Annotated in this window: 22 protein-coding genes; 16 read left to right on the top strand and 6 right to left on the bottom strand. The window is 63.2% G+C overall.

The window, feature by feature from the left end:
- Positions 1 to 41: 41 nt before the first annotated feature.
- The 3 genes from ACFSOZ_RS20755 to hslV are packed head-to-tail and all read right to left on the bottom strand — an operon-like array spanning position 42 to position 2,255.
- Positions 42 to 1,202: a hypothetical protein gene (locus tag ACFSOZ_RS20755; RefSeq protein WP_379101051.1), complete on the bottom strand. Its 1,161-nt coding sequence runs from the start codon at positions 1,200 to 1,202 to the stop codon at positions 42 to 44.
- On the bottom strand, positions 1,199 to 1,714 hold the full coding sequence (locus ACFSOZ_RS20760) for a GNAT family N-acetyltransferase (RefSeq protein WP_379101054.1): 516 nt from the start codon (positions 1,712 to 1,714) through the stop codon (positions 1,199 to 1,201). Before ACFSOZ_RS20760 ends, ACFSOZ_RS20755 begins: the two co-directional genes overlap by 4 nt.
- Entirely contained in the window at positions 1,704 to 2,255 is a 552-nt protein-coding gene (hslV, locus tag ACFSOZ_RS20765; RefSeq protein ID WP_111545071.1) for an ATP-dependent protease subunit HslV, read from the bottom strand. The genes ACFSOZ_RS20760 and hslV overlap by 11 nt, the downstream gene beginning before the upstream one ends.
- Positions 2,256 to 2,470: 215 nt before the next feature.
- Between hslV and hisB the strand changes: the two genes are divergently transcribed.
- The 9 genes from hisB (at position 2,471) to coaA (ending at position 8,249) form a co-directional block, all read left to right on the top strand.
- Positions 2,471 to 3,070: an imidazoleglycerol-phosphate dehydratase HisB gene (gene hisB / locus ACFSOZ_RS20770; RefSeq protein ID WP_379101056.1), complete on the top strand. Its 600-nt coding sequence runs from the start codon at positions 2,471 to 2,473 to the stop codon at positions 3,068 to 3,070.
- Positions 3,071 to 3,073: 3 nt separating this feature from the next.
- Positions 3,074 to 3,550 carry a DUF2628 domain-containing protein gene (locus tag ACFSOZ_RS20775; RefSeq protein WP_379101059.1) on the top strand — a complete coding sequence of 159 codons (477 nt, stop codon included), beginning with the start codon at positions 3,074 to 3,076 and terminating at the stop codon, positions 3,548 to 3,550.
- A 1-nt stretch (position 3,551) separates the two neighbouring features.
- A complete protein-coding gene (gene hisH / locus ACFSOZ_RS20780; RefSeq protein WP_379101062.1) occupies positions 3,552 to 4,202 on the top strand; it encodes an imidazole glycerol phosphate synthase subunit HisH in 651 nt (216 codons plus the stop codon).
- Between the two features lie 6 nt (positions 4,203 to 4,208).
- The gene (locus tag ACFSOZ_RS20785) at positions 4,209 to 4,499 is read left to right on the top strand and encodes a DUF1330 domain-containing protein (protein ID WP_379101065.1); all 291 of its coding nucleotides are present in this window, start codon (positions 4,209 to 4,211) and stop codon (positions 4,497 to 4,499) included.
- A 4-nt stretch (positions 4,500 to 4,503) separates the two neighbouring features.
- Positions 4,504 to 5,247 (top strand): 1-(5-phosphoribosyl)-5-[(5-phosphoribosylamino)methylideneamino]imidazole-4-carboxamide isomerase, encoded by a 744-nt coding sequence (hisA, locus tag ACFSOZ_RS20790; RefSeq protein WP_379101068.1) that lies wholly within the window; start codon positions 4,504 to 4,506, stop codon positions 5,245 to 5,247.
- Entirely contained in the window at positions 5,244 to 6,080 is an 837-nt protein-coding gene (locus tag ACFSOZ_RS20795; RefSeq protein ID WP_379101071.1) for an arginase family protein, read from the top strand. The genes hisA and ACFSOZ_RS20795 overlap by 4 nt, the downstream gene beginning before the upstream one ends.
- Positions 6,077 to 6,871, top strand: coding sequence for an imidazole glycerol phosphate synthase subunit HisF (hisF, locus tag ACFSOZ_RS20800; protein ID WP_379101074.1), 795 nt, complete (start codon positions 6,077 to 6,079; stop codon positions 6,869 to 6,871). The genes ACFSOZ_RS20795 and hisF overlap by 4 nt, the downstream gene beginning before the upstream one ends.
- A gap of 70 nt (positions 6,872 to 6,941) precedes the next feature.
- The gene (locus tag ACFSOZ_RS20805) at positions 6,942 to 7,265 is read left to right on the top strand and encodes a phosphoribosyl-ATP diphosphatase (RefSeq protein ID WP_379101076.1); all 324 of its coding nucleotides are present in this window, start codon (positions 6,942 to 6,944) and stop codon (positions 7,263 to 7,265) included.
- Between the two features lie 24 nt (positions 7,266 to 7,289).
- Positions 7,290 to 8,249, top strand: a complete 960-nt coding sequence (gene coaA / locus ACFSOZ_RS20810) for a type I pantothenate kinase (protein ID WP_379101078.1) — start codon at positions 7,290 to 7,292, stop codon at positions 8,247 to 8,249.
- A 6-nt stretch (positions 8,250 to 8,255) separates the two neighbouring features.
- Here coaA and ACFSOZ_RS20815 read toward each other — a convergent pair whose 3' ends face one another.
- The 3 genes from ACFSOZ_RS20815 to ACFSOZ_RS20825 form a co-directional block, all read right to left on the bottom strand.
- On the bottom strand, positions 8,256 to 8,906 hold the full coding sequence (locus ACFSOZ_RS20815) for an alpha-ketoglutarate-dependent dioxygenase AlkB family protein (protein ID WP_379101665.1): 651 nt from the start codon (positions 8,904 to 8,906) through the stop codon (positions 8,256 to 8,258).
- A 92-nt stretch (positions 8,907 to 8,998) separates the two neighbouring features.
- Positions 8,999 to 9,436, bottom strand: a complete 438-nt coding sequence (gene arfB / locus ACFSOZ_RS20820; protein WP_379101080.1) for an alternative ribosome rescue aminoacyl-tRNA hydrolase ArfB — start codon at positions 9,434 to 9,436, stop codon at positions 8,999 to 9,001.
- An 86-nt stretch (positions 9,437 to 9,522) separates the two neighbouring features.
- The gene (locus ACFSOZ_RS20825; RefSeq protein ID WP_379101082.1) at positions 9,523 to 11,133 is read right to left on the bottom strand and encodes a phosphoenolpyruvate carboxykinase; all 1,611 of its coding nucleotides are present in this window, start codon (positions 11,131 to 11,133) and stop codon (positions 9,523 to 9,525) included.
- Between the two features lie 341 nt (positions 11,134 to 11,474).
- Between ACFSOZ_RS20825 and ACFSOZ_RS20830 the strand changes: the two genes are divergently transcribed.
- The 7 genes from ACFSOZ_RS20830 (at position 11,475) to ACFSOZ_RS20860 (ending at position 19,764) form a co-directional block, all read left to right on the top strand.
- Positions 11,475 to 12,176 carry a response regulator transcription factor gene (locus ACFSOZ_RS20830; RefSeq protein WP_013528337.1) on the top strand — a complete coding sequence of 234 codons (702 nt, stop codon included), beginning with the start codon at positions 11,475 to 11,477 and terminating at the stop codon, positions 12,174 to 12,176.
- 84 nt (positions 12,177 to 12,260) lie between these two features.
- Complete coding sequence (locus ACFSOZ_RS20835) at positions 12,261 to 14,045, top strand: stimulus-sensing domain-containing protein (protein WP_379101084.1); 1,785 nt, start codon at positions 12,261 to 12,263, stop codon at positions 14,043 to 14,045.
- 35 nt (positions 14,046 to 14,080) lie between these two features.
- Entirely contained in the window at positions 14,081 to 14,569 is a 489-nt protein-coding gene (locus tag ACFSOZ_RS20840; protein ID WP_379101086.1) for an HPr kinase/phosphorylase, read from the top strand.
- A 164-nt stretch (positions 14,570 to 14,733) separates the two neighbouring features.
- Complete coding sequence (locus ACFSOZ_RS20845) at positions 14,734 to 15,135, top strand: PTS sugar transporter subunit IIA (protein ID WP_056589309.1); 402 nt, start codon at positions 14,734 to 14,736, stop codon at positions 15,133 to 15,135.
- On the top strand, positions 15,132 to 15,428 hold the full coding sequence (locus tag ACFSOZ_RS20850; protein ID WP_379101088.1) for an HPr family phosphocarrier protein: 297 nt from the start codon (positions 15,132 to 15,134) through the stop codon (positions 15,426 to 15,428). Before ACFSOZ_RS20845 ends, ACFSOZ_RS20850 begins: the two co-directional genes overlap by 4 nt.
- 181 nt (positions 15,429 to 15,609) lie before the next feature.
- Positions 15,610 to 17,010, top strand: coding sequence for an adenosylhomocysteinase (gene ahcY / locus ACFSOZ_RS20855; RefSeq protein ID WP_379101090.1), 1,401 nt, complete (start codon positions 15,610 to 15,612; stop codon positions 17,008 to 17,010).
- A 198-nt stretch (positions 17,011 to 17,208) separates the two neighbouring features.
- A complete protein-coding gene (locus ACFSOZ_RS20860; protein ID WP_379101092.1) occupies positions 17,209 to 19,764 on the top strand; it encodes a sensor histidine kinase in 2,556 nt (851 codons plus the stop codon).
- The last annotated feature ends 1 nt before the right edge of the window (position 19,765 follow it).

Consider the following 19,765-nt stretch of genomic DNA (forward strand, 5'->3'; position numbering starts at 1 on the left):
GCCCCTCTTCCGCGTCGCCGTCTCGACCATCACAAAGCCCGTCACGCCTTCAGCGGCGGTAGCCGGCGGATCACGGCCGCCGGCAAAGTGGGTTTGACAACAATCCGCCGGATACGCTGCCAGCCAGCCCCGAACAGAATAATCAGCGCGCCGACAACGACCAGGATCAAGGCAAAAGGCGGGATACCCGTCGAATCGGAGGCGGAATTCACCAGATAATAGATGCCCAGCGAGCCGAAGTAAGCCAATGTAGGAACCAGAAGCGAACGGCGGTCTATGACGAGCGCGACATAGAGGAAGCCAAGGATCAGGATCGTCAGCATAATGGTTGCATTGGCGTCCGGCGCGATATGTCCGAATACGACGTTCTGGCCGGTTGCCATGATAAAGAGCGGATGCACCAGCATAGGTGCCGAGACGACATGCAGCCAGAAAGCGCAATCGGACCAGATCTTGCGTCGATCCCTATCGTAAATGTCAAAAGCTACACCCGTTGCGAACACGATCAGGCCGCAGATCAGCGGCATGTAGAGTGCCGCGCGGAGCAATTCGGGAACATCCTCAAGGCGCGGCGGCGCAATCGCGCCCGTTGTCACACTGTCATACAGGATTATCGCCGTTTGCAGGAAGGCAAGCAGTGTGAAGGCGATGGCGATAGCCCCGGCAATGATGGGGACGCGAAAGCGCCAGAAATAGATCGCCGCCGCAATTATTCCTCCGCCCAGGAACAGATATCCGGCCCGGGACGCCGGCTGGCGCAACGCCAATAGCTGCCAGATAGTCTCTGGCTTGCGTATGCCGAAGCTGGCCTCCACTTGTAGCGCCAGAGCGACCAGAATGGCGGCCATGAAAATCAGGGCAAGCACGGACGACGATAATTTCATCCGGTGCTGACGCGTGACAATTTCGGCGAGCCCCCAGGTGAAAACCGCGAGGATGCCAGCGATCCAGAATGTCTGGCCTGGAAGCAAGGTGGTGAGGACAAAGAAGAAGCCGGCGCTGAGCAGAACCGTTCCCACAGTGACAAACAGATCGTTGCCGCCGCCGACCAGCCGCAGGTTTTCCTCGTCACCCTCGTCATCGGCGCGCCTGGCCTCGGGGGCGAGAGCGACCGCGCGTTCCATGGCCTCCAACTGATCGCGCAGGGTCTGCGAGATCAAACCTTTCGCGACTGCCTTGTCGAGTGTTTCGGCGCTGATCAATTGGGCTCCTGCGGCGCGTCGCGCGCCATCATCAAGGCCGGCCCGTACTCCGATGTTCTGGTATCAAAGGCAACAAAGCCAGCCTTCTCATAGGCGCGGATGGCGCGACCGTTGGATGGATCCGGGTCGATGATGACGCGCGGCACGCCTTCCTCGAACAGTTGTTCGACGAACTGCCGCACGATCGCCGAGCCGTGGCCGAGGCCGACCAGCTCCGGCCGGCCGATCGACAGGTCGATGCCCAGCGTGCCGAACGGCTGGTCGGCATAGGGGTGGTCGTCTTCCAGATGCGGGTCGTAGCTCTGCAGATAGGCGATCGGCTTGCCGTCGAGCTCGACGATCGACGGCTCGACGGAAATGCTGTCGATATGGTCGCGAATCCCGGCGATTTCCGTCTCGGGGTCATCCCACCATTGCGCGACATGCGGCTCGGCGAGCCAGCCGGCGATCATCGGCAGGTCTTTTTCGGTCACCGGCCGAAAATCATACAGCACCGCCGGGTCAACCGGCATCGAGCGTTTCGATGACGAAGTTGTTGTTGGTGTAGACGCAGATGTCCGACGCGATCTGCATCGCCTTGCGGGCGATCTCTTCGGCATCCTTGTCGGTGTCCATCAGCGCGCGTGCGGCGGCCAGTGCGTAATTGCCGCCGGAACCGATGGCCATCACGCCATGTTCGGGTTCGAGCACGTCGCCGGTGCCGGTCAGCGCCAGCGAGATCGACTTGTCGGCAACCAGCATCATCGCCTCCAGCCGGCGCAGATAGCGGTCGGTGCGCCAGTCCTTGGCGAGTTCGACGCAGGCGCGCGTCAACTGGTCGGGATATTGTTCGAGCTTGGCTTCGAGCCGTTCCAGCAGCGTGAACGCGTCGGCGGTGGCGCCGGCGAAACCGGCAATCACATTGCCGCCCTTGCCGATGCGGCGCACTTTCCTGGCGTTGCCCTTCATGATGGTCTGGCCAAGGCTGACCTGGCCGTCGCCGGCAATGACCACCTTGTTGCCCTTGCGCACCGTCACGATGGTCGTGGCGTGCATGGTCAGTTCATTAGACATTTCCTGGCTCCGATTCGCGCGATCCCTTCAAAAGGCGATTGGCGCGGTACGAGTGACGTGACCGGCCATATGTATGCACAGGCCCGGTGATTGCAAACGGCTCGATACCGATCGGGATGGCAACTGGCAATCGCTGGATCATGCTGCTAGAAGGCTCTCGTTTTCAAGCCGGTGAAGGCTTGGAACGCGTGAAACCCTGGGACAAGGACAAGGTCATGTCGCCCCGTTCCGCCGAAGCAAGCCGCAAGACCAAGGAAACCGATATCGCCGTGTCGGTCCATGTCGACGGCTCGGGCAAGTCAGACATTTCGACGGGCGTCGGTTTCTTCGACCATATGCTGGACCAGCTGTCGCGCCATTCCTTGATCGACATGACGGTCAGGGCCAAGGGCGATCTGCACATCGACGACCACCACACCGTCGAGGACACCGGCATCGCGCTCGGCCAGGCGCTGGCCAAGGCACTCGGTGAACGGCGCGGCATCATGCGCTATGCCTCGATCGACCTTGCCATGGACGAGACGCTGACGCGCGCGGCGATCGACGTGTCCGGCCGGCCGTTCCTGGTCTGGAACGTTTCGTTCTCGTCGCCGAAGATCGGCACATTCGACACCGAACTGGTGCGTGAATTCTTCCAGGCGCTGGCACAGAACGCCGGGATCACGCTGCATGTCACCAATCACTATGGCGCCAACAACCACCATATCGCCGAGACCTGTTTCAAGGCGGTGGCGCGTGCGCTGCGCGCGGCGCTCGAACGCGACCCGCGCCAGCCGGACGCGGTTCCCTCCACCAAGGGATCGTTGAAGGGGTAAGTTATGGCCATCTATGTCGTGATGGAGCCACCCGGCCGCGGCGAGAAGGTCGACGCAACGGCCTTTGTCCGCGATGGCTTCGCCTGGCTGGGTTTTCTGGTGCCGCCACTATGGTTCGCCTGGCATCGGCTGTGGATCGAGGCGGGGCTCGCCTTCGTCCTCATGGGCCTGCTTTCGATGCTTGGCGAAAAGCTCGGCCTTGGGCTGGCCGGCTCCCTGTTGTCGCTGCTCGTCTCACTTTATGTCGGGTTGGAGGGGCAGGGGCTGCGGATCGCGGCGCTCCGCCGGCGCGGTTGGCATGAATGGGGCGTGGTCGAGGCTGGTTGGCTCGATGAAGCCGAGATGCGCTATGCGTTGGAAGCCGAGGCGCTTTCCGATCAAGCCGCACCGGCGCCGCGGATCGTCCCGGACGCCGCCCTCGCACGGCCCTCGCAGCCGGGCATGGCGCTGGGGCTGACCCACATTCCGGGAAGACCCTGACATGCGGGTTGCGATCATCGATTACGGCTCGGGCAATCTGCGCTCGGCCACCAAGGCCTTCGAGCGCGCCGCGCGTGAAGCCGGCATATCAGCTGACATCGACCTGACCGCCGACGCGGAACGGGTCCGCACCGCCGACCGCATCGTCCTGCCCGGTGTCGGCGCCTATGCCGACTGCGCGGCCGGCTTGCACGCCGTCGACGGCATGTGGGAAGCGGTGGAAGAAGTCGCCAACGTCAAGGGTCGGCCTTTCCTGGGCATCTGTGTCGGCATGCAGCTGATGTCCGAGCGCGGCCTGGAAAAGACCGTTACCAACGGTTTTGGCTGGATCGCCGGCGACGTCAAGGAGATCACGCCGGCCGATCCGGGGCTGAAGATCCCGCAGATCGGCTGGAACACGATCGAACTCAAGCGTGAGCATCCACTGTTTTCCGGTATCCCGACCGGGCCGGACGGTTTGCATGCCTATTTCGTCCACTCCTACCATCTCGATGCGCGCAAGCCCGACGAGGTTCTGGCGGTCGCCGACTATGGTGGCCCGGTGACGGCTACTGTCGCCCGCGACAATCTCGTCGGCACGCAGTTCCATCCCGAAAAGAGCCAGGCGCTGGGCCTGGCGTTGATCACCAATTTCCTGCGCTGGAGGCCTTGAGGCATCATGAGCAAGAAGGGCTACTGGATGGCGATGATCGATGTCCGCGATGCCGATGTGTACAAGCAATACATCGAGGCGAATGCCGTCGCCTTTGCAAAATATGGCGCAAAATTCCCCGTCCGGGCCGGCCGCTACGAGAATCCGGAAGGACCGACCGGAAACCGCCACGTGCTGGTCGAGTTCGAATCCTTCGACAAGGCGGTCGAATGCTATCACTCGCCCGAATATCAGCATGCCTCGAAGTTTCGGCTTGCCGCCTCTACCGGCCATTTCGTCATCGTTGAAGGCGCCTGAACGGATGATCCTGTTTCCAGCCATCGATCTCAAGGACGGCCAATGCGTGCGCCTGAAGCACGGCGACATGGCGACCGCGACCATTTACAATGACGACCCGGCCGCCCAGGCAAAAGCCTTCGAGCAACAGGGCTTCGAATGGCTCCATGTCGTCGACCTCAATGGCGCCTTCAAGGGCCAGAGCGTCAACAGCGCTGCGGTTGGCGCCATCCTCAAGGCGACGAAGAACCCGGTGCAGCTTGGCGGCGGTATCCGTACGCTGGAGCAGATCGAAGATTGGCTCGATCGCGGGCTGGCCCGCGTCATCCTCGGCACGGTTGCGGTGCGCGACCCCGATCTGGTCAAGCAGGCCTGCAAGGCGTTCCCGGGCAAAGTGGCCGTCGGAATCGATGCCAAGGGCGGCAAGGTGGCCGTCGAGGGCTGGGCCGAGGCATCGAGCCTCGGTGTCATCGAACTGGCTAAGAAATTCGAGGGCGCCGGCGTCGCCGCCATCATCTACACCGACATCGACCGCGACGGAGTGCTGACCGGCATCAACTGGGACGCCACCATCGACCTCGCCGAGGCCGTGTCTATCCCCGTCATCGCGTCCGGCGGGCTCGCCTCGATCGCCGACATAGTGCGCATGACCATGCCCGATGCGCAAAAGCTCGAAGGCGCGATCTCCGGCCGGGCGCTCTATGACGGCCGCATCGATCCGGCCGAGGCTCTGGCGATCCTGCAAGGCAGGCCGGAGACGCGGCCGTGAAGATCTCCATCATCCTGGCCCCCTATGACAGTGGTCATTACCATGGCGGCATGGGCCAAGGACCGGACGCGCTGATATCGGGCGGTCTCGTCGATGCCTTGACCATGGCCGGTCACGACGTCGCGGTCGAGGAGATCGGCAGGGTCGGAGATGCCCAGGAGCGCGAGATCGCCACCGGCTTTGCCGTCTGCAACGCGGTCGCGGCCGAGGTTCGCCTTGCCCGTGACAGCGGTCGCTTTCCCATTGTTCTCGCCGGAAATTGCCTGACCAGCGCCGGCGCCGTCGCCGGCGAGGGTGCCGATGCGATCATCTGGGCCGACCAGCACGGCGACCTCAACACGCCCGAGACATCCATATATGGCTTTCTCGACGGCATGGCGCTGGCGACTGTGCTCGGCCTGTGCTGGCGTCCGATGGCGGCAGCCATTCCCGGCTTCCAGCCGATCGATCCGTCGCGTTGCGTGCTCGTCAACGCACGCGATCTCGACCCGACGGAAAAACAGCTTCTCAAGACATTGCCGATCATTCGAACGGAGTGTCCCGGCGTGGCCCAGGCGACCGAAAGACTGAAGGCCGCCGGCGCCAAACGCGCGCACATGCATCTCGATCTGGACGTGCACAATCCGGAGGACCTGCAGGCGAACCGCTACATCAGCTCCGGCGGGCCGAGCCCGGAACAGTTGCGCGACGCGGCTTGTGCCATGGCGCTTGCGGTGCCGGTGGTCGGCATCACCGTTTCCGCCTACGATCCGGCTTTCGATGCGCAGGCCGATGTTCCGCCGCTGGTCGGCCTGTTGCTCAACGATCTCATCGCAACGATAGAGGGAAGGTGATGCTGAAAGCCCGTGTCATCCCCTGCCTCGACGTCAAGAACGGCCGTGTCGTCAAGGGCGTCAACTTCGTCGATCTCATCGACGCCGGCGATCCGGTCGAGGCGGCCAAGGCCTATGACGCTGCCGGCGCCGACGAACTCTGCTTCCTCGACATCACCGCTTCATCGGACAATCGCGAGACCATCTTCGACGTCGTCGCCCGCACCGCCGAACAATGTTTCATGCCGCTGACCGTCGGCGGCGGTGTGCGCCAGGTCACCGACATCAGGAAGCTGCTGCTGGCCGGCGCCGACAAGGTGTCGATCAACACGGCGGCGGTGAAGAACCCGGATTTCGTCGCCGAGGCAGCCGACAAGTTCGGCAACCAGTGCATCGTCGTCGCCATCGACGCCAAGAAAGTGTCCGGCGCCGGCGAAGCCGATCGCTGGGAGATCTTCACCCATGGCGGGCGCGAGAAGACCGGCATCGACGCGGTCGAATTCGCTCAGCTGATGGTCGATCGCGGCGCCGGTGAGATCCTGCTGACCTCGATGGACCGTGACGGCACCAAGGCCGGTTACGACATCGCGCTGACCCGCGCGATATCGGACGCGGTGCGCGCGCCGGTCATCGCTTCCGGCGGTGTCGGCACGCTCGATCACATGGTCGAAGGCATCCGCGACGGCCATGCCGGCGCGGTGTTGGCGGCCTCCATCTTCCATTTCGGCACCTACACGATAGGGCAGGCTAAGGCGCATATGGCCCAGGCCGGGCTGCCGATGCGGCTGGACTCCGCGAATAATCGGACCTAAAGCATGATCCCGAAAAGTGGGAACCGGTTTTCGGGAAAGATCATGCTTAAACAAGCAGATAGATGACGGCATGACCGATTTTTCGCTCTCTGATCTGGAAAAAATCGTCCGGGAACGCGCCCATTCCGATGATCCGGACTCGTGGACGGCGAAGCTGTTCGCGCGCGGCATCGACAAGGCGGCGCAGAAGCTCGGCGAAGAGGCGGTCGAGACGGTGATTGCCGCCGTCAAGGGCGACAAACAGGCCCTCGTTTCGGAAAGTGCCGATCTTATATATCATTGGCTCGTCGTTCTCGGCCTTTCAGGGGTTCCGCTGAGCGATGTGTTCAAGGAACTCGAAAGCCGCACCGGGCGTTCGGGCATTGCCGAGAAGGCGTCACGGCCCAAGGGCTGACCGCGAGGGAGGGCAGGTATCTCGATGGATCAGCTCGCGCCAACCGAGAAATATTCCCCCTTTCGTTTCTTCTCCGCCGAGCAATGGTCGCAATTCCGCGCCGACACGCCGCTGACGCTGAGCGAGGATGAATTCCGCCGCCTGCGTTCGCTCAACGATCCGGTCGACCTCGAAGAGGTCAAGCGCATCTATCTGTCGCTGTCGCGGCTCTTGTCCGCGCATGTCGAAGCAAGCCAGCTGCTGTTCAGGCAACGCCAGGCCTTCTTCAACGCGGTGGACGTGGTCAAGACGCCGTTCATCATCGGCATTGCCGGCTCGGTCGCGGTCGGCAAGTCGACCACCGCTCGCGTGTTGAAGGAGTTGCTGGCGCGCTGGCCGTCGAGCCCGAAGGTCGATCTCATCACCACCGACGGTTTTCTGCTGCCCAACGAGGTCCTGCGCCGCGAAAACCTTATGGAGCGCAAGGGCTTTCCCGACAGCTACGATGTCGGCGCGCTGCTGCGCTTCCTGTCGGGCATCAAGTCGGCGCAGCGCAATGTCCGCGCGCCGGTCTATTCGCACCTGACCTATGACGTCATTCCCGGCGAATTCGTTACCATCGACCGGCCGGACATCCTGATCTTCGAAGGCATCAATGTCCTGCAGCCGGGCAAGCTGCCGCAGGATGGCAAGATCGTGCCGTTCCTGTCGGACTTCTTCGACTTCGCCATCTATATCGATGCCGACGAGAAGCTGATCCACCAGTGGTACACCGCGCGCTTCATGCGGCTGCGCGAGACCGCCTTCCGCAATCCGGATTCCTTCTTCCACCGCTATTCGCAGCTCTCGGAGGATTCGGCCCGCGCCATCGCCGAAGGCCTGTGGACCAACATCAATCTGAAGAATTTGCGCGAGAACATCCTGCCGACGCGCGCCCGCGCCGACCTCATCCTGCGCAAGGGCGCCGACCACCTGATCGAGGAAGTGGCGCTCAGGAAGCTGTGAGGAGGTCTATCGGCCTTCCCCGGAGACTTCGTTCGGCGCGGGGATTGGTTTCGTCACCCGCCGCAGCGTCAGATTGATGCGCCCGCCGTTCGTCAGAAGCGACGAGGTCGAGGGGTAGATGCGGTCGACGCCGTGAAAGCTGAGGCGCCCTTCGCCGCCGAGCACCACGACGTCGCCGCTTTTCAGCCTGAACGACTTCGTGCCGCCCTCGCGCGTCGTCTGGCCGACCCTGAACAGGCAGTCGTCGCCCAGCGAAACGGAAACCACCGGCGCCGAAAAATCGGCCTCGTCGCGATCCTGATGCAGGCCCATTTTTGCTTCCGGCGTATAGAAATTGACCAGGCACGCTTGGGGCGGGTGCGGGTAGCCCGATACCTGCCGCCACAGGTCGAGCAGCCCGTCCGGAATTGGCGGCCATGGCGATCCGGTCACCGGGTGTGTCGGCTGGTAGCGGTAGCCGCCTTCCTTGTCGGTGACCCAGCCGAGCGGGCCGCAATTGGTCATGCGCACGCTCATCTCCTTGCCGGTGCGCGGCATGGCCGGTACGAACAGCGGCGCCTGCTGCACGATGCTTCTCACATCCTCGACCAGCGCTTCCTGTACGGTGCGTGACAGGTAGGCCGGTATGTGGCGGACGCCTTTGGGCAGGACGAGCATGAGGTCGGTCGACAATCCGGATTGATGCTTTGATCGCGAAGACTGCCATACAGGAGTGCTGATAACGACCCGAAAACGTTTTGGCGGGCGACTCAGTCGTCGCCGACGCGGCCGCGCAGTTTCTTGATCGTGCCGCGTCCGGCCTTGCTTTTCAGCCGCCGCTCCACCGCGCCTTTCGACGGCCGCGTCTTCTTGCGCGGCGGCGGCGGCGGTTCGGCGGCCTTGGCGACCAGTGCAGTGAGCCTTGCCCGGGCGTCCGCCCGGTTCTGCTCCTGGGTGCGGAAGCGGCCTGCCTCGATGACGATGACGCCGTCCTTGGTGGCACGCTGGCCGGCAAGCTTGATCGTCCGCTCGCGCACGCGCTCCGACAAGCCCGTTGCGTTGGCCGCGTCGAAGCGCAGCTGCACCGCCGTCGCCACCTTGTTGACGTTCTGGCCGCCAGGACCGGACGAGCGGATGAAGTCCTCGTGCAGGTCGCCCGGGTGGATCACCGCATCGTCGGCAATGATGATGTTGTCGTCGCTCGCCATGCCGCAGTCATGGCGCGGCGGACTGAAAAAGAAAAGGCCCGATCGAAACCGGGCCTTTCAACGACAGGCTGAGCTCAGCGGCGTGATTACTCCGCCGCTTCCTGCATGCGCGGCGCCGCACCCAGCACCACGGCGTCGACATGGCTTTCGAATTTCTCGAAGTTGACGGCGAACATGCCGACCAGCCTTGCTGCCTGCCGGTCATAACCAGCCTTGTCGGCCCAGGTTGACCGCGGGTCGAGAATGGCCCTGTCGACGCCCGGGACAGCCACCGGCACCTCGAAGCCGAAATTGGCGTCGGTGCGGAACTCGGTTGCCTTCAGCGAGCCGTCGAGTGCAGAGGCAAGCAATGCCCGCGTCGCCTTGATCGGCATCCGCTTGCCGGTGCCGTAGGCGCCGCCGGTCCAGCCGGTGTTGACCAGCCAGCAATCGGCGTCATGGCGGGCTATCAGCTCGCGCAGCAAATTGCCGTATTCCGATGGATGGCGCGGCATGAACGGCGCGCCGAAACAGGTCGAAAACGTCGCTTCGGGTTCGGTCACGCCCTTTTCGGTTCCGGCCACCTTGGCGGTATAGCCGGACAGGAAATGATACATCGCCTGCGCCGGGGTCAGTCGCGCGATCGGCGGCATCACGCCGAAGGCATCGGCGGTCAGCATGATGATGTTGTTCGGATGATTGGCGCGTCCCGTCTTGCTGGCATTGGGGATGAAGTGCAGCGGGTAGGCGCAACGCGTGTTTTCGGTGAGCCTTCCGTCGTTGAAATCCGGCACGCGGTTGGCGTCCAGCACGACATTCTCCAGCACCGTGCCGAAGCGTTGCGTGGTGGCGAAGATTTCCGGCTCGGCTTCCGCCGACAGCTTGATCGTCTTGGCGTAGCAGCCGCCTTCGAAATTGAAGATGCCGTGCGGCCCCCAGCCATGCTCGTCGTCGCCGATCAACGTGCGCGACGGATCGGCCGAAAGTGTCGTCTTGCCGGTTCCCGACAGTCCGAAGAAGACGGCTGCGTCGCCGGTCGGCCCTTCATTGGCCGAGCAATGCATCGGCATGACGCCCTTCGCCGGCAGCAGATAGTTGAGCATGGTGAAAACCGACTTCTTCATCTCGCCGGCATAGGAGGTGCCGCCGATCAGCACGATCTTGCGCGTCAGGTCGACGGCGATCACCGTTTCGGTGCGGCTGCCGTGACGGACGGGATCGGCGCGGAACGACGGCAGGTCGATGATCGTCATCTCGGGCACGAACTGCTCGAGTTCGGCGGCGTCCGGGCGGATGAGCAGATTGCGGATGAACAGCGAGTGCCAGGCAAATTCGGTGATCACCCGGGCAGGCAGCTTCAGCTCCTCATCGGCGCCGCCAACCAGGTCCTGCACGTAAAGATCCTTGTCCGCGGCATGGGTGCGGAAATCGGCAAGCAGCGTATCGAACTGGGCAGGCGAGATCGCCTTGTTGTTGTCCCACCAGACATGCGGCTCGGTGGCGCCGTCTCTGACGACGAACTTGTCCTTCGGCGAGCGGCCGGTGTGCTGGCCGGTCTCGGCGACCAGCGCGCCATGCGCAGTGAGCCGGGCTTCGCCGCGCCGGATCGATTCCTCATAAAGGGCAGCCGCACCGAAATTATAGCGCACCACGCCGGTGGTTTTCAGGCCGATATGATCGATCGCGCAGGCAGAATTGCGTTTGCCGACTTCCGACATCAGGTGTCCCTCTTCGATTTCCGCATCTTTGCCGGCAGGTTTCCGGCATGCTACGACGCAGGCTGAGATCGTCAGAACCAGAAAAGCCAAATGATATCAAATCATTAATCGATTTAAATATTTTGAAAGTTGTTTAAATCGTTTATATGTGCAAAAAGTTTCGCGGTTGCCCAAAGGATTGGCGGTGTTCGTTCGTCCAATCCATATCGAGGTAGGATTGTGGCCGCCGGCATGCCGCGCGTGACAGCGGACAAGGCCTATGCCACATTTTGTACCTAATTTGTCCTGCAAAAGCCCCTTCTCTACGAAAGAAGGGACAGCTCATGAGGGAGCCGCTTGAAATGGCAACAATCGCGCTTGTCGATGACGACCGCAACATTCTGACATCGGTGTCGATCGCCCTCGAATCCGAGGGTTATCGCGTCGAGACCTACACGGATGGTGCGTCTGCGCTGGAGGGGCTGGCGGCGCGCCCGCCGAATCTTGCCATCCTCGACATCAAGATGCCGCGCATGGACGGCATGGAACTGCTGCGCCGCATGCGCCAGAAGTCAGACCTTCCGGTCATCTTCCTGACCTCCAAGGATGACGAGATCGACGAATTGTTCGGCCTCAAGATGGGCGCCGACGATTTCATCCGCAAACCGTTCTCGCAGCGTCTGCTGGTCGAGCGCGTGCGCGCCGTGCTGCGCCGGGCCAGTGCCCGCGAGGCCGCGGCCAAGACGCCCAGCCAGCAGGCCCGTTCGCTCGAACGCGGCCAGCTTGTCATGGACCAGGAGCGCCACACCTGCACCTGGAAGGGCGAGCCGGTGACGCTGACTGTCACCGAGTTCCTGATCCTGCATTCGCTGGCGCAGCGTCCCGGTGTCGTAAAAAGCCGTGATGCGCTGATGGATTCGGCCTATGATGAACAGGTCTATGTCGACGACCGCACGATCGACAGCCACATCAAGCGGCTGCGCAAGAAGTTCAAGGCCGTCGACGACGACTTCGAGATGATCGAAACCCTTTACGGAGTCGGATATCGGTTCCGCGAAGCGTAAGCTGATGCATGTCGCCCAAAAGTGGTCCCGGTTTTGGGACAACGACATGCATCAAAGCAAAGACTAGGCGGGAGCTGCTATTCGATGGCAGTGGAAGCACAGCGAAGCAGACCGGCGGGCGCTGCCAGGCGGCCGTCGCGCATCATGCCGTCATTCGTGTCGAAAATCACGGTGCCGATGCGCCGCTTCCTCGGCCATCATATCTTTTCCAGCCTGACGCGGCGCATCCTCTTCCTAAACCTCGCCGGGCTGGCCGTCCTGGTCACCGGCATTCTCTATCTCAACACCTTCCGTGACGGGCTGATCGACGCCCGCGTCGAAAGCCTGATGACCCAGGGCGAGATCATCGCCGGCGCGATCGCCGCATCGGCGACGGTCGAGACGGATTCGATCAGCATCGACCCGGAAAAGCTGCTGGAGCTGCAGGCAGGCGAAAGCCTCGGGCCGGGCTCGGACCAGCTCGATAATCTCGACTTCCCGATCAACCCGGAGCGTGTCGCGCCGGTCCTGAGAAGGCTGATCTCGCCGACCCGGACCCGCGCCCGCATCTATGACCGCGACGCCAATCTGCTGCTCGATTCGCGCCATCTCTATTCGCGCGGCCAGATCCTGCGCTACGACCTGCCGCCGGTCGAAGAGGAAGAGCCCGACCTGGTCGAGCGTATCCAGAAGTTCGTCTTCGATTTCTTCCGCAACACCGAGCTGCCGGTCTATCACGAACAGCCGGGCGGCAATGGCGCCGCTTTCCCGGAAGTCGTCAAGGCGCTCACCGGCAGCCCGTCGACCATCGTGCGCGTCTCGGAACAGGGCGAGCAGATCGTTTCGGTGGCGGTGCCGATCCAGCGCTTCCGTGCCGTTCTCGGCGTGCTGATGCTGTCGACGGAAGGTGGCGATATCGACAAGATCGTCGCCGCCGAGCGCAAGGCGATCCTGCGCGTCTTCGGCATCGCGGCCCTCGTCACCGCCATCCTGTCTATGCTGCTGGCCTCCACCATCGCCAACCCGCTGCGCCGGCTGTCGGCGGCGGCGGTGCGGGTGCGGCGCGGCGTCAAGAGCCGCGAGGAAATCCCCGACTTTTCCGACCGCCAGGATGAGATCGGCAATCTGTCGATCGCCATACGCGACATGACCAACGCGCTCTACGCCCGCATCGAGGCGATCGAAAGCTTTGCCGCTGACGTCTCGCACGAATTGAAGAACCCGCTGACGTCGCTGCGCAGCGCGGTGGAAACCTTGCCGCTGGCCAAGAACGACAATTCGCGCGGCCGGCTGATGGACATCATCCAGCACGATGTCAGGCGGCTGGACCGGCTCATCACCGACATTTCCGACGCCTCCCGCCTCGATGCCGAACTGGCGCGTGAAGACGCAGGCACGGTCGACCTGAAGAAATTCATCACCGATCTCGTCGCCGTTTCGCGTGAAGCCACGCGCAACAAGAAGGCCGTCGAGATCGAATTCAAGGTCGCCAAGCTGCCGCAGGGCGTCAAAGGCTATGTGGTCGTCGGCCATGATCTGCGCATCGGTCAGGTCATCACCAACCTGATCGAGAACGCCCGCTCCTTCGTTCCCGAAGACCATGGCCATATCAGCCTGTCGCTGGCGCGCGCCGGCAAGTTCAACATCGTCACCGTTGACGACAACGGTCCCGGCATCCGCGCCGACAACATCGACCGCATCTTCGAACGCTTCTACACCGATCGGCCGGCCGGCGAGGCGTTCGGCCAGAATTCGGGCCTTGGCCTGTCGATATCCAGGCAGATCGTCGAGGCCCATGGCGGCACGCTGACGGCCGAAAACATCGCCGGCACCAAGCCCGGCGAAATCAAAGGTGCGCGCTTCGTCGTGACGCTGCCGGCCGAAGCATGATCCCGAAAAGTGGGAACCGGTTTTCGGACAGGACCATGCTTCATGCAAAAAGCATGATCGGCAAGCCTGATCCAGTTGCGCAGCCTGAAAACATTCACGGAAGCGCGATCCTGATCGGCGAGCGTGGCGTCCTTATCACCGGGTCGTCCGGCGCCGGCAAGACGACGCTGGCACTGACACTCTTGGACCATTGCCGCGCGCGCGGGCTGTTCTCGCGGCTGATCGGCGACGACAGGCTGCTTGCCGCTGCCCGCGCCGGGCGGCTGATCTGTCGCGTGCCGGCGACCATCGCCGGTCTCGCCGAAGTGCCTGGATTCATGCCGCGCCTGCTGCCGTTCGAGCCGGGGGGAGTGATCGACCTGCATGTGAGGCTGGTGCCAAAGGCAGACATGGCCCGTTTCCAGGAGGAAATCAGCGAGCCGGTCGCAGGCTGCCCGGTGCCGCGTATCGACCTTGCCGAGCGCAACGCCGCCACAGCCTTGCCCGCCGTGATGGCGCGGCTGTCGATCGCGCCTTTTCTATGATCCGCCCCGGATTTTTTGCTGCAATGCGTCAAAATGGCATGGGCCGGCGCAATTTTGGGCTTGTCAACGGGCCGCGCGTCGACAAGATAGCGCTCCCGCCGCCTGGAATGGCTGGCGAGCATAATATGCGCCTGTGAAGCGGCGATGACGGGAGCCACCAAAGAATGATCGGACTCGTGCTTGTAACGCACGGTCAACTGGCCGCCGAGTTCCGACATGCCGTGGAACATGTCGTCGGGCCACAAGACAATTTCGAAACCGTGGCGATCGGCGCCGATGACGATATGGAGCAGCGTCGCCGCGACATCGTCGACGCGGTTGCCCGTGTCGACACCGGAACGGGCGTCATCGTGCTGACCGACATGTTCGGCGGCACGCCCTCCAACCTTGCCATTTCGGTGATGGAGTCCGGCCGCACCGAGGTGATCGCCGGCATGAACCTGCCGATGCTGATCAAGCTCTCCTCGATCCGCAAGGGCGACAACATGGCGGCCGCACTCGACGAGGCGCAGGCGGCCGGCCGCAAGTACATCAACGTCGCCAGTCAGCTTTTGAGCAGCAAATGAACGCGCTGTCCCCGGAACAGGATCAGATCGTCCGGGACTTCCCCATCATCAACCAGCGCGGCCTGCACGCGCGCGCCTCGGCGAAGTTCGTCCAACTGGCCAGCGGCTTCGATGCCTCGGTGCATGTCGAGAAGGACGGCGTCAAGGTCGGCGGCACCTCGATCATGGGCCTGATGATGCTGGCGGCAAGCCCCGGCTACTCGATCCGTGTCACCGCCAGCGGGCCGGAGGCACTGCAGGTCATTGACGCGCTGGAGCAGCTGGTGGCGTCCCGTTTCGGCGAGGAAAGCTGATCCTCGCGTGCAGCGAACAAGCTCGCCGGGACATGCACGGATAAAGATTTCTTTATATCCCATTGTCGTCCAAGCGCCGATCTGCTAGTCAGGCCGGCAATTCGCGCCCTTCGACGCGCCGACCGGCGTGGGCGCATCCGCAACCAATTCGCAGCACAACCATTCGCATCGGAGCACTGCCATGACGGGTAGCAAGGACTATGTGGTCGCCGACATCTCGCTTGCCGGCTGGGGCCGCAAGGAAATCGAGATCGCCGAAACCGAAATGCCGGGCCTGATGGCCAGCCGCGAGGAATTCGGCGACAAGAAGCCGCTGAAGGGCGCGCGCATCACCGGCTCGTTGCACATGACCATCCAGACGGCGGTGCTGATCGAGACGCTGAAGGCGCTCGGCGCCGACATCCGCTGGGCTTCCTGCAACATCTTCTCGACCCAGGACCATGCGGCCGCGGCCATCGCCGAGTCCGGTATCCCGGTGTTCGCCGTCAAGGGCGAGTCGCTCGAGGAGTACTGGGACTACACCGACAAGATCTTCCAGTGGGCCGACGGCGGAACCTCCAACATGATCCTCGATGATGGTGGCGACGCCACCATGTACATCCTGATCGGCGCCCGCGCCGAGGCTGGCGAGGACGTGCTGTCCAACCCGCAGAGCGAGGAAGAGGAATATTTCTACGCCCAGGTCAAGAAGCGCCTGAAGGCTTCGCCCGGCTTCTTCACCAAGCAGAAGGCGGCGATCCGCGGCGTCACCGAAGAGACGACCACTGGCGTCAACCGGCTTTACCAGCTGCAGAAGAAGGGCTTGCTGCCCTTCCCAGCCATCAACGTCAATGACTCGGTCACCAAGTCGAAGTTCGACAACAAATACGGCTGCAAGGAATCGCTGGTCGACGGCATCCGTCGTGGCACCGACACCATGATGGCCGGCAAGGTCGCGGTCGTTTGCGGCTATGGCGACGTGGGCAAGGGCTCGTCGGCTTCGCTCAAGGGCGCCGGCGCCCGCGTCAAGGTCACCGAGGTCGATCCGATCTGCGCCCTGCAGGCGGCGATGGACGGTTTTGAAGTCGTCACCCTGGAAGATGCGGCACCCACCGCCGACATCGTCATCACCACCACCGGCAACAAGGATGTCGTCACCCTCGACCACATGCGCTCGATGAAGGACATGGTGATCGTCGGCAACATCGGTCACTTCGACAACGAGATCCAGGTGGCCTCGCTGCGCAACCTGAAATGGACCAACGTCAAGCCGCAGGTCGACATGATCACCTTCCCGGATGGCAAGCGGATGATCCTGCTGTCGGAAGGCCGGCTGCTCAATCTCGGCAACGCCACCGGCCACCCGAGCTTCGTCATGTCGGCTTCCTTCACCAACCAGGTGCTGGCCCAGATCGAGCTGTACACCAAGCCCGGCCAGTACGAGAACCAGGTCTATGTGCTGCCCAAGCATCTCGATGAAAAGGTCGCGCGCCTGCATCTCGACAAGCTTGGCGCCCGTCTGACCGAACTATCGGGCGAACAGGCCGCTTATATCGGCGTGACCCAGCAGGGGCCGTTCAAGCCGGAACACTACCGCTATTAACCAAAGCTAAAATTACTACCAGATATTGACGCCGGGCGATTGACTTTTCGCCCGGCTTTATTTTTGCGCGCCATCGCCTTCACGCCGATTCGGCGAGGGTTTATTGTCAGGTGATTCGCGACGCTTCCGGCCCGAGAGGGGATCAGAGAGGCACGCATCAGGGCGGTCTTGCATTCAGGCGGCGGAGAGGACCAAGACATGCCGGGGCAACACCCGCACAGAGCGGGACGGGCCGTTTCCGGCGGCCAAGACGATTCGGGGGTCACTGGCTCCGCCTTGCAAGGCGGAGGCCTGTCATTGCGCGCCCGCGCGGGGCTGTTTCTTGCCACGTCCGCGTTTACCGGCCCCCTGGCCAATGCGGTCGCGCATGCCGAAGCCGCTGGCGTGGCCACGGCCGGGTTGTCGATCAGCACGATCGAGGTCATGCAGCTTGCCGTGTTTGTCGGCGTGACCGGTGCCGCACTTCTGTCGGCCATCGTTCTCATCCGCGAAAGAGCCCGCACCTCGGCAGAAAATGTCGAACTCAGGAGCCGCCTCGCCGACATCAACGCGGCCCTGCGCCGCTCGGAGGCGCTGCTCAATCTGCGCGACCAGCGCGTGGTCGTCTGGGCCGCGGAAAACAAGAAGCCCGAACTCATCGGCACATTGCCCGTCGAAAGCGGCGCTCCCGAGGATCGCGCCGCCTTCCTCGCTTTCGGCCGCTGGCTGATGCCGCGTTCGGCGGCGGCGCTCGAACATGCCGTTGCGGGATTGCGCGAAAAGGCGAAACACTTCGACCTCGTCATCGAATCGCAGGCCGGCGCACCGCTCGAAGTGCATGGCCGCAAGAGCGCGGCACATGTGCTCGTGCGGTTCGTCTCGCTCTCGGAGACGCAGCGCAGCCAGGCCAGGCTGAAGATCGAGAACCAGCGGCTGGCCGCCGACCATGACACGATGATAGGCCTGCTCGACGCGCTGAACATGCCGACATGGCTTCGCAGCGAGGATGGGCGGCTGAAGTGGGTCAACCGGGCTTATGCCGATGCGGTCGAAGCCGAAAATGCCGAAGCCGCGGTTCGGGAGGCAAAGGAGTTCCTCGGCGGCCAGGCACGCGATGCGATTGCCGCCCAGCACAAGACGCATCCGGTCTTCGAGCAGTCGCTTTCCACAGTGATCGAAGGCGACCGCCGTGTGTTCGCGGTCACCGATTTCGCCGGCGCCGATGGCTCGGCCGGCCTGGCCTGCGACACCAGCGCCATCGAGACCGTCCGCGGCGAGTACGAACGTACCGTCAGGAGCCACGCCGACACGCTCGATCAACTCAATACGGCGGTCGCCATTTTCGACACTGACGAGAAGCTACGGTTCTTCAACCAGGCTTTCCAGAAACTATGGGGTCTCGACAGCGGCTTCCTGCACAGCGCTCCCGACAATGCCTTGCTGCTCGACCGGCTGCGCAGCTCGGGCAAGATCGCCGAGCAGCCGGAATGGCGCCGCTGGAAGGAAGGCCTGCTCGGCGCCTACCGCGCCGTCGAATCGCAGGAACATTGGTGGCATCTGCCGGACGGCAAGACCATCCGCGTTGTTGCCAACCCGCAGCCCAAGGGCGGCGTGACCTGGGTGTTCGAGAACCTGACCGAGAAGATGGACCTCGAAAGCCGCTACCAGACAGCGGTGCGGGTGCAGGGCGAGACGCTCGACAATCTTGCCGAAGGCGTGGCGGTGTTCGGCCCCGATGGCAGGCTTCGGCTGTCGAACCCTGCCTTTGCCAAGCTCTGGGGTTTGAGCGGCGAAGCGGCCAAGTCCAATGTGCACGTTTCCGCGATCCGCGACCTTTGCGATGGGCAGGCGGCGAACAGTCCCTGGCCGGGCTTCGTGGCCGCCATCACCGGGTTCGACGACGAGCGCCGCGACCGCCACGGCCAGACCGAACTCAACAACGGCAATGTGCTGAGCTACGCCATGATCCCGTTGCCCAACGGGCAGGTGATGATGACCTTCGTCGACGTCACCGACAGCGTCAACGTCGAGCGGGCGCTGAAGGACAAGAACGAGGCGCTGCAAAAATCCGACCAGCTCAAGAACGAATTCGTCCAGCACGTCTCCTACGAATTGCGCTCGCCGCTGACCAACATCATCGGCTTCACCGAGCTGCTGTCGCTGCCGACGACCGGCCCGCTGACGCAGAAGCAGCGCGAATATGTCGAGCATGTCAGCTCGTCCTCCTCGGTCCTGCTCACCATCGTCAACGACATCCTCGACCTGGCGACGGTGGACGCCGGCATCATGCAGCTCGACATTTCCGAGGTGCAGGTCGGTCGCACCATTGCGGCCGCGGCCGAACTGGTGGCCGACCGGCTGGAAGAGCATTCGATCAGGCTCGAGGTCGACGCCGCCGCGGCGCCGAAGACGTTCCATGGCGACGAGATCCGCGTCCGCCAGATCCTCTACAATCTGCTCAGCAACGCCGCCAACTACGCGCCGGAAGCCAGCACCATCCGGCTCACTTGCCGCCATCTGGCGGACGGGGTGGAATTCTCGGTTCATGACGACGGCCCCGGCATGCCGCCGGACCTGCTCGATTCGGTGTTCCGCCGTTTTGAGCCGCGCGCCAATGGCGGCCGACGGCGCGGCGCCGGTCTCGGCCTGTCGATCGTCAAGAGCTTTGTCGAGCTGCATGGCGGCAGCGTTCGCATCGAAACCGGCAAGGACAAGGGCACGACCGTCATCTGCACCTTCCCCGACATGCCGGGCATCCGCGCCGCGGCCGAGTAGC

This window comes from Mesorhizobium newzealandense (assembly GCF_042682145.1).
In the GTDB taxonomy this organism is placed as follows: Bacteria; Pseudomonadota; Alphaproteobacteria; order Rhizobiales; family Rhizobiaceae; genus Mesorhizobium; species Mesorhizobium newzealandense.

What these genes read in the sequence shown, in the direction of transcription:
- ACFSOZ_RS20760 (WP_379101054.1), bottom strand. Translation starts at nt 1,714, where the DNA reads ATGCCGGTTGACCCGGCGGTGCTGTATGATTTTCGGCCGGTGACCGAA.
- hslV (WP_111545071.1), bottom strand. Translation starts at nt 2,255, where the DNA reads ATGTCTAATGAACTGACCATGCACGCCACGACCATCGTGACGGTGCGC.
- hisB (WP_379101056.1), top strand. Translation starts at nt 2,471, where the DNA reads ATGTCGCCCCGTTCCGCCGAAGCAAGCCGCAAGACCAAGGAAACCGAT.
- ACFSOZ_RS20775 (WP_379101059.1), top strand. Translation starts at nt 3,074, where the DNA reads ATGGCCATCTATGTCGTGATGGAGCCACCCGGCCGCGGCGAGAAGGTC.
- hisH (WP_379101062.1), top strand. Translation starts at nt 3,552, where the DNA reads ATGCGGGTTGCGATCATCGATTACGGCTCGGGCAATCTGCGCTCGGCC.
- ACFSOZ_RS20785 (WP_379101065.1), top strand. Translation starts at nt 4,209, where the DNA reads ATGAGCAAGAAGGGCTACTGGATGGCGATGATCGATGTCCGCGATGCC.
- hisA (WP_379101068.1), top strand. Translation starts at nt 4,504, where the DNA reads ATGATCCTGTTTCCAGCCATCGATCTCAAGGACGGCCAATGCGTGCGC.
- ACFSOZ_RS20805 (WP_379101076.1), top strand. Translation starts at nt 6,942, where the DNA reads ATGACCGATTTTTCGCTCTCTGATCTGGAAAAAATCGTCCGGGAACGC.
- coaA (WP_379101078.1), top strand. Translation starts at nt 7,290, where the DNA reads ATGGATCAGCTCGCGCCAACCGAGAAATATTCCCCCTTTCGTTTCTTC.
- ACFSOZ_RS20815 (WP_379101665.1), bottom strand. Translation starts at nt 8,906, where the DNA reads ATGCTCGTCCTGCCCAAAGGCGTCCGCCACATACCGGCCTACCTGTCA.
- arfB (WP_379101080.1), bottom strand. Translation starts at nt 9,436, where the DNA reads ATGGCGAGCGACGACAACATCATCATTGCCGACGATGCGGTGATCCAC.
- ACFSOZ_RS20825 (WP_379101082.1), bottom strand. Translation starts at nt 11,133, where the DNA reads ATGTCGGAAGTCGGCAAACGCAATTCTGCCTGCGCGATCGATCATATC.
- ACFSOZ_RS20830 (WP_013528337.1), top strand. Translation starts at nt 11,475, where the DNA reads ATGGCAACAATCGCGCTTGTCGATGACGACCGCAACATTCTGACATCG.
- ACFSOZ_RS20835 (WP_379101084.1), top strand. Translation starts at nt 12,261, where the DNA reads ATGGCAGTGGAAGCACAGCGAAGCAGACCGGCGGGCGCTGCCAGGCGG.
- ACFSOZ_RS20840 (WP_379101086.1), top strand. Translation starts at nt 14,081, where the DNA reads ATGCTTCATGCAAAAAGCATGATCGGCAAGCCTGATCCAGTTGCGCAG.
- ACFSOZ_RS20845 (WP_056589309.1), top strand. Translation starts at nt 14,734, where the DNA reads ATGATCGGACTCGTGCTTGTAACGCACGGTCAACTGGCCGCCGAGTTC.
- ACFSOZ_RS20850 (WP_379101088.1), top strand. Translation starts at nt 15,132, where the DNA reads ATGAACGCGCTGTCCCCGGAACAGGATCAGATCGTCCGGGACTTCCCC.
- ahcY (WP_379101090.1), top strand. Translation starts at nt 15,610, where the DNA reads ATGACGGGTAGCAAGGACTATGTGGTCGCCGACATCTCGCTTGCCGGC.
- ACFSOZ_RS20860 (WP_379101092.1), top strand. Translation starts at nt 17,209, where the DNA reads ATGCCGGGGCAACACCCGCACAGAGCGGGACGGGCCGTTTCCGGCGGC.